Source organism: Pseudomonas sp., assembly GCF_026224925.1.
Taxonomy (GTDB): domain Bacteria; phylum Pseudomonadota; class Gammaproteobacteria; order Pseudomonadales; family Pseudomonadaceae; genus Aquipseudomonas.
In genome coordinates this window covers 1-7141 of the sequence record NZ_JAMFRV010000082.1, presented here as the reverse complement: position 1 = coordinate 7141, position 7141 = coordinate 1, and the positions used below count along the sequence as shown (strand labels likewise).

The 7141-nt window shown below is 55.8% G+C and carries 7 protein-coding genes; 4 read left to right on the top strand and 3 right to left on the bottom strand.

Features of this window, described 5'->3' with window-relative positions:
• On the bottom strand, positions 1 to 688 hold a 688-nt coding region (locus M0974_RS03705), incomplete at its 3' end, for an ABC transporter transmembrane domain-containing protein (RefSeq protein ID WP_367278950.1).
• 176 nt (positions 689 to 864) lie between these two features.
• Positions 865 to 2259: an MFS transporter gene (locus M0974_RS03700; RefSeq protein WP_297832983.1), complete on the bottom strand. Its 1395-nt coding sequence runs from the start codon at positions 2257 to 2259 to the stop codon at positions 865 to 867.
• Between the two features lie 356 nt (positions 2260 to 2615).
• Here M0974_RS03700 and M0974_RS03695 point away from each other — a divergent pair, with 356 nt between their 5' ends.
• Positions 2616 to 4247 (top strand): methyl-accepting chemotaxis protein, encoded by a 1632-nt coding sequence (locus M0974_RS03695; protein ID WP_297832980.1) that lies wholly within the window; start codon positions 2616 to 2618, stop codon positions 4245 to 4247.
• Positions 4248 to 4291: 44 nt separating this feature from the next.
• On the opposite strand, the gene M0974_RS03690 is transcribed toward M0974_RS03695, so the two are convergent.
• The gene (locus M0974_RS03690) at positions 4292 to 4483 is read right to left on the bottom strand and encodes a hypothetical protein (RefSeq protein WP_297832978.1); all 192 of its coding nucleotides are present in this window, start codon (positions 4481 to 4483) and stop codon (positions 4292 to 4294) included.
• Positions 4484 to 5116: 633 nt separating this feature from the next.
• On the opposite strand from M0974_RS03690, the gene M0974_RS03685 reads away from it, so the two are divergent.
• The 3 genes from M0974_RS03685 to M0974_RS03675 form a co-directional block, all read left to right on the top strand.
• Complete coding sequence (locus M0974_RS03685; RefSeq protein WP_297832976.1) at positions 5117 to 6274, top strand: outer membrane beta-barrel protein; 1158 nt, start codon at positions 5117 to 5119, stop codon at positions 6272 to 6274.
• 13 nt (positions 6275 to 6287) lie between these two features.
• A complete protein-coding gene (locus tag M0974_RS03680; RefSeq protein ID WP_297832974.1) occupies positions 6288 to 6815 on the top strand; it encodes a polysaccharide biosynthesis/export family protein in 528 nt (175 codons plus the stop codon).
• Position 6816: 1 nt separating this feature from the next.
• A partial coding sequence (locus tag M0974_RS03675) for a Wzz/FepE/Etk N-terminal domain-containing protein (protein ID WP_297832972.1) occupies positions 6817 to 7141 on the top strand: 325 nt, incomplete at its 3' end.

The following is a 7141-nucleotide window of genomic DNA, read 5'->3' as shown; positions in this document are numbered from 1 at the left end:
TCGACACGGCGTCCACGACCTTGCCCGAACTGGTGCTGCGCGCAGCTGAGTACTCTTGCGCAAGCGGATGGCTGCGTCGCGCCAACAAATAGCAGACCACAATAAACAGCACCGACCAGCCAAACATAAACAACGCCAACAACGGCGACGCCGTCCATAACAGCACCGTCGCCAGACTTAAGGTCACCAGCAGCGGGATCAGGTCGAACAGCAGAATACTCAGCGTCTGGTTCACTCCCAACGCGACCTCGGAAACCCGGTGCGCCAAGGCCCCGGCGAACTCGTTGCTGATAAACCGATGAGAGTGCTTTTGCAGGTAGGCGAACAGCACATGGGTAACTGTGCGCCGCTGCAAAGGCAATACATGAATGTGGCAACCGGCAGCGGCGCGGGTGAACAACACTTCTAACACCAACAATGACGCGAACAGCAACAGCGGTAATTTCAGTACCTCGAAAGCGTGTTCTGCGTCCAGGCCATTGCTGACCGTGCGCGTGATCTGCCCCAGCCCCCATGGAATCAGGATAGTGCAGACAACCGCCGCGATCTGCAGCAGCAGGATCGCCACGTACCAGCCCAGGAAGTTGCCGACAAAATAGCGCACGAACGCTGCTGGCGTCGCAGGCAAGTGTTGAACATTCCAACTGCCCAGCCGAGCGTCTCGTGACACAAAGGGTGAAAACGACATACTCATTACCGGATGAATTCCTGAAGGGCGCCTGTGGCCGGACAGCTTTCAGGCAAGAAGGCCGCAAAGGGCCGGTTGTATTGCAGAAATTACAGGGTCGCTTGGTAGCGTATTTCCCGCGGCATCGGTTGGTAAAATTATGGCCAACGTGTCGGCTTCTACAGGTACCGTGGAAATCAATCACGCCCAACATAAACGGCAGAACCCGCTGCAAGAGTAAGCCGCCTGAACACCACGGCCGACACTGCACACACCAGCCCACCAACGATCATCACGCCTGCCACATCGGTTTCACCTACTGCCGTGTGCCCCCGTACCGACATAATCAGGCTGAGCATGGCAGCGGCGAGACCGACTGACAGGCTCATGGTCAGTTGGATGGTCATGGCCGACAAACTGCTGGCTCGGCTCGACAATTCAGCGGGGACGTCGGCGTAGGTCAGCGCGCCCAGCGTGCTGAATTGCAAAGAACGAATGATGCCGCTGCCGAACAACACTAATGCAATTACCCAATAAGGCGTGGCGATGTCAAAGGTTGCGCAGGCAATAATGGTCAAGCCGGTGAGCAGCGCGTTGCCGGTCAGCGTGCGACGGAAGCCGAAGCGACTGACAATGCGCACGGCCAGCAACTTCATCAAGAAGGCCCCGGCCCCGCCCGCGAAACTCAGTAAACCAGCCTGCAGAGGGTTAAGGCCGAAACACAGCTGGAACAACAGCACCAACAAAAACGGCTGCGAAGCACTGCCAATACGCAGCAGGTTTCCACCCCAAAAGCTGATGCCGAACGTTGGAATGCGCAGTAACGACAAATCGATCAAAGGCTGCGCGCAACGCTTGGCGTGTATGACGTACAGCCAGGCACTGAGCACACCCACAATCATTAACAACAACGCCCATCGCCGCTCCAGCAGACCATGACCGAACGCCTCAAAGCCGAATACCAATCCCCCCAACGCCATGCCGCTTAGCAATAAACCGATCACATCCAATGGACGACCCCGTGCCCCCGGATAGTCCGGAACATAACGCAGCACCAACACCACCCCGAGGATACCGATGGGTACATTGATCAGGAAGATCCAGTGCCACGACAACAACGTCACCAACAGCCCGCCCAATGGCGGCCCCAACACGGGTCCGATCAAGGCCGGAATAGTCAGGTATGACATGGCACGCAGCAGGTTCTCGCGCACCGACCAACGCAACAAAATCACCTGCCCCACCGGCACCATCATCGCGCCCGCCGCGCCTTGGGCCATGCGAGCCAGCGATAACTGCAGCAACGATGTCGAGGCCGCACACGCCACTGACGCCAACGTGAATAGCACAATGGCACTGACGAACACCCTTCGCGGCCCGTAACGATCCGCCGCCCAACCACTGACCGGAACAAACAGCGCCACCGCCAGCAAGTACAACGAAACCACCAGGTTCATTCGCACACTGGGCTCGCCAAAATCGAGCGCCATTTGCGGCAGAGCAGTCAGCACCGCCGTGGCATCAATCAATTCCATAAACAACGCGCAGCCGATAATCATCGGCACAGTTTTGCCACTGCCAGAAGTCAACATCCAGGGCGGCAGTGTTGTAGAAAATATCGGGCGATAACTCGCATGGTTACTGATAGGCCTTAGTTCGGGTACAGAGCTGTAGCACAAGCCGTGCCGTTATTTTGAGCCGTAAACCGGTGGGTGTCGCAACTGTGGAATGCTGAAAAATCAACAATCTGTACAACGCCTGTTGATGGGGCAACATCTCTCAATCGCTACGCTGCATCCAGCGCTTCGTACAAGAAGCTATCGCCCAAGAATGCCTTCGTGCTCGGGCTGTATGGATCATTTGTCAGAAATACACTCTTATTGCTCAAGCTGAAACGATTCATGTCGATAGGAATTCATTACTTCCTTCTTTCGACAGGCCTCCTTGCATGAACCTGAGAAATCTCAATATTGCTCCTCGCTCACTGCTCTGCTTTGGCTTTTTTGCCCTGTTAGTCACGGCACTCGGCCTGTTCTCGCTGTTTACATCACTGGACTTGAAACAGTCCCGGGAAACATTGCAACTCAATGTCCTGCCGACAATTCAAGCCGTTGACCAAATCAAGAGCGATTTGCTGACTATTCGACTGTGGAACGGCAGTTTGCGTATGGCACAGAACACCGACACCGCAGACATGGCACGTCAGCGCGTTACCCAGGCCCGCAGCGATCTTGAGACTCACGCTCGCACGCTCCAGCCGTTGTTGATTAGCGAGCTTGGCCAACAGGTGTATGCCAGCATGCAACGCAACATGGCAGCCTACCTTGCGGTGCATACGCGGTACTTGGAGGCGGTGACACAAAAACGCGACGATGTGGTCATCGCACTGACCCAAGCGGGCGGCGAAATGACCCAGGCCGCGGACCATCTGGCTAAAGACATCGCCGAGGTGTCCCGCTTGGCCGATCTCAGGGTGGTAGCATCCAATGCCGCTGCCGACTTGACCTACGCACAGGCCCGCGATGTCACCATCGGCGCTATTCTGGTAGCGCTGGCCGCCACCTTGGCACTGGCGGCGCTGTTCACCCGTAGTTTGACTGCCCCCATTGCCAAGGCGCTGATGATTGCCGAGCAGATCGCGGCTAACGACCTCAGCAAGCCCATTGAAACCGACGGCCGAGATGAACCAGGGCGCTTGCTGGCAGCGTTGTCAGTGATGCAGACAAACCTGCGGCGCACCCTGACTGAGCTGGGTGATTCCTCGAATCAATTAGCGTCGACTTCCGAAGAAATGACCGCCGTGACAGAAGATGCACTGCGCGGCGTTCAGCGCCAGAACGATGAAATCAATCAGGCTGCCACCGCTATCAACCAAATGAGTGCAGCAGTCGAAGAAGTCGCACGAAATGCCGTGCTAGCCTCGACGGCCGCGCAGGATTCAAGTAAATACGCGGAAAACGGCCGCCTGCGTGTCCACGAAACGGTCAGTGTGATCAACGAACTGCACGAGGCGGTCGGCGTTACGGCAATTGAGATCGATGGCTTGGCAGCGCAGGTGCAAGGCATCAGCGGGGTGCTGGATGTGATTCGCAGTATCGCCGACCAGACCAACCTGCTGGCGCTGAATGCGGCCATCGAAGCGGCGCGAGCCGGTGAGACTGGCCGGGGTTTTGCGGTGGTAGCGGATGAAGTTCGGGCGCTGGCGCATCGAACGCAACAGTCGACCGCCGAGATAGAAAAAATGATCGACTCGATCCGGGGAGGCGCTGGCAAGGCAGTGACCGCGATGAGTCACAGCAGCGAACGTGCCCGCGCCAGCCTTGACGTGGCCGACGCAGCCGGTCGAGCCCTCACTGAAATTACGGCAGCGATAGTGCAGATTAACGAACGCAACATGAACATTGCCTCGGCCACCGAAGAGCAAGCTCAGGTGGCGAGAGAAATTGACCGGAACCTGACCAGCATTCGGGATCTTTCTATTCAGACTGCCGCAGGGGCTCACCAGACGTCGGCCGCCAGTGGCGAGCTGTCGCAACTGGCCGTGGGGCTTAATCAGGTAGTGATGCGCTTCAGAATGTAAACGCTGCAAGCGCTCCCTCCTGAGGCAGGAGGGAGCTGGTGGCGCTAGTAATTGACTTTGGTGTCCCCACCGCCAGCGGCGGCAACCATGTCTTTTGGATCCAGCGGCTTAGGTGGTTTGAGTTGTGCCAGCAGATCGCTCGCCGCGCTAGCGCCTTGCAGCACATTGGCGCCAGCTTCAGCAGCCTTCAGTACCTGAGGTAATCTAGTGACAGCCGCACCTATCAAAGGAACCATATTAACTCTCCATTTTTGATACAAGCGTTAATGCCTGGTGAAGGTGAGTGAACCCTCCAGGCACTTCAGTTCCCTCCACTGGGCGTTTATAGCGGCATCAAAGGGAAATGCGCCTATCACAATGAGTTTTTCTGCTCAATCGACGATTAAACACTACTATATTTATTTTATTTAATTCAGTTAGTTATGATTTGTAATAAAAAAAATAACCAAATAAGTCAATATTTCGACGAATTAATCATCACCCTGTTTTTCTACTGCCTTTTTTTATTGGCAATGCTCCGTTTGTCGTGCGACGAACAAAAATAAAAAACATAACGCATAATCCGGACTCTCATGCATCACCAATGCTGACGAAAAAATCTCTTCCAACCCACCAATGGTCCCAGACATTGCTCCCCCCTGTAGTTGCCCTTAACGCGACATTCGCTCGCGAAGGACATACCGCTGTCATCGGCTGTCTATGCCGCTTTATGCATAGTTGATGTAAAAAACTTGCAACGTGTGCTTCACCGCACGGGTGGGCGGTAGCATTGCCTTTTTTTTCTTTTTTATCCCTCCCAAACATCGCCGCGATTGCGCAGTCCTGCTGCGTGGCTAATTTTCTATGCGTGCTGCGAGAAGGATTCGTTGATGATCAACGGCAAGAATCTGCTGACGATGCTGGGGCTCGTGCCCTTCCCGTTGATCGCGATGGCGGGGCAACCGCAAAGCGTGCAAATCGGTGGGTTTGATTTCACGCCAACCCTGAACGTCAGTGAGCGCTACGACGATAACTTTCGAACATTGCCCAATCAGGTTGAATCCGCCTGGATCACGTCTGTGAGTCCGACGTTTGTGATAGGCACGCAAACACGCAACAGCGGGTATCAACTTGAATACGCTGCAGACAGCCTGACCTACCAGGATCACGCCGACGCCGATCATGTCAATCAGCACTTCACTGCCAAAAGCATCATGGAGTTCGATTCGCGCAATCGCCTGAGCTGGGAGCTGGGCTATCACCGTGCTGAAGAGACGGTGCAAACCGCCCAGCCGCGTGAGAACGACAAGTACACGCTGAAGAACGCGAGTATGGGTTACAGCTTCGGCGTGCTCAGCGGTATGAACCAGATTGACCTGTTGGCCGAGTACCAAGAGCTGCGCTACCGCAACAGCGGCGATCTCAACGCTGACAAAGAGCACGACACCACCAGTTTTACGGCGACCTGGTTTCATCGCCTCGGCGGCAGCACCCGCACCTTGGTCGAGGTGCGTCACAGTGATTTCAATTACGTGCTCCCAGGGAGCCTGCGTGATAGTACGGGCGATGCTGCCTTGGTGGGCCTGACGCGTGATGTTAGCGCCAAGGTCAGTGGCAGCGTGCGTGTGGGCTATGAGCGCAAGAACTTCAGCAGCGCTGCGGTTAATGACGACAGCAGCCCGACCTGGGAGGTCGGCTTGGACTGGAAGCCGCGTACCTATTCCACGTTCTCGTTGAAGGCGAGCAAAAAGTTCGAAGAAGGCGACGACGGCTCCAACACCGTCCATGACACCAGCACCCGACTGGGCTGGCGACATACGTGGTCACCGTGGATCGCCTCGGAGGTCAATTACCGTTATGCGGACCTTCAATATCTGGGCATAAACCGCGACGACAAGCTCAATACGTACGGCGCCTCGATGATTTATTCGGCCACTCGCTGGGCTGACGTAACGCTGGGCTATCAGCGCTGGAAAAACGATTCGAACGACAGTACGCAGACCTACACCCGCAACGTGTACCTGCTGAGTTTCAGCTTAAGTCTCTAAGGGAGGTTGCCCTATGTTTATCCGTCAATGGGTTATCGCTGCGTTACTGATGCTGTGCAGCCTGTCGAGTTTTGCGGCGGCGCAATACCAGCTCAGTTCGGGCGATGTCATCAACATCAATGTCTTTGGTGAGCCCGACCTCAGTTTCAAAGAAATCCGACTCAATGACGCCGGGACGTTTTCCTATCCGTTCATTGGAGAGATCAACGCCAAAGGTTTAAGCCCGACCGCGGTGGAAAAACTGATCACCGACAAGCTCAAGGATGGGTACTTGGTGGCGCCTCGGGTGTCGGTCAGCGTGCTCACGTATAGACAGTTTTACATCAGCGGCGAAGTCAAGTTACCCGGGGGATATCCATTTCAGCCAGGCCTCACCCTGGACCGCGCCATCGCCGTGGCGGGCGGTTTGACGGAGCGTGCGTCAGACAAGCGCATCAGCATTGTGCGTGGCTCCGACCCGACCCGCACCAGCGCGAAGGCAAGCCTAAACACGTTGGTTGAACCGGGTGACACCATCAACATTGAACAGGGGTTCTTTTGACATGGGACAGGTCAGCATCAGCAGACGCGAGGTCGCTGCGCGTTACATGGCGCCGCCGGAAGACGATCGGGATTTCATTGACTCGCGCAAAATCGGATACACCTTGTGGGCACGCAAAGGACGAATTCTAGTCTTCGTCCTTTTGGCCATGGTTCTGGCAGCCGTCCTGATGCAGTTGATCACGCCGGTTTACCGTGCCGTGGCCTCGCTGGTCATCGAACCCAAGGGCGCGATGCTGATTTCGTTTCAGCAAACCACTGACCCGAATAATCCCTCCAGCGATTACCTGCAGACACAGATCAGTCTGATCCAGAGCCGAGCGGTGG

What these genes read in the sequence shown, in the direction of transcription:
- M0974_RS03700 (WP_297832983.1), bottom strand. Translation starts at nt 2,259, where the DNA reads ATGTTGACTTCTGGCAGTGGCAAAACTGTGCCGATGATTATCGGCTGC.
- M0974_RS03695 (WP_297832980.1), top strand. Translation starts at nt 2,616, where the DNA reads ATGAACCTGAGAAATCTCAATATTGCTCCTCGCTCACTGCTCTGCTTT.
- M0974_RS03690 (WP_297832978.1), bottom strand. Translation starts at nt 4,483, where the DNA reads ATGGTTCCTTTGATAGGTGCGGCTGTCACTAGATTACCTCAGGTACTG.
- M0974_RS03685 (WP_297832976.1), top strand. Translation starts at nt 5,117, where the DNA reads ATGATCAACGGCAAGAATCTGCTGACGATGCTGGGGCTCGTGCCCTTC.
- M0974_RS03680 (WP_297832974.1), top strand. Translation starts at nt 6,288, where the DNA reads ATGTTTATCCGTCAATGGGTTATCGCTGCGTTACTGATGCTGTGCAGC.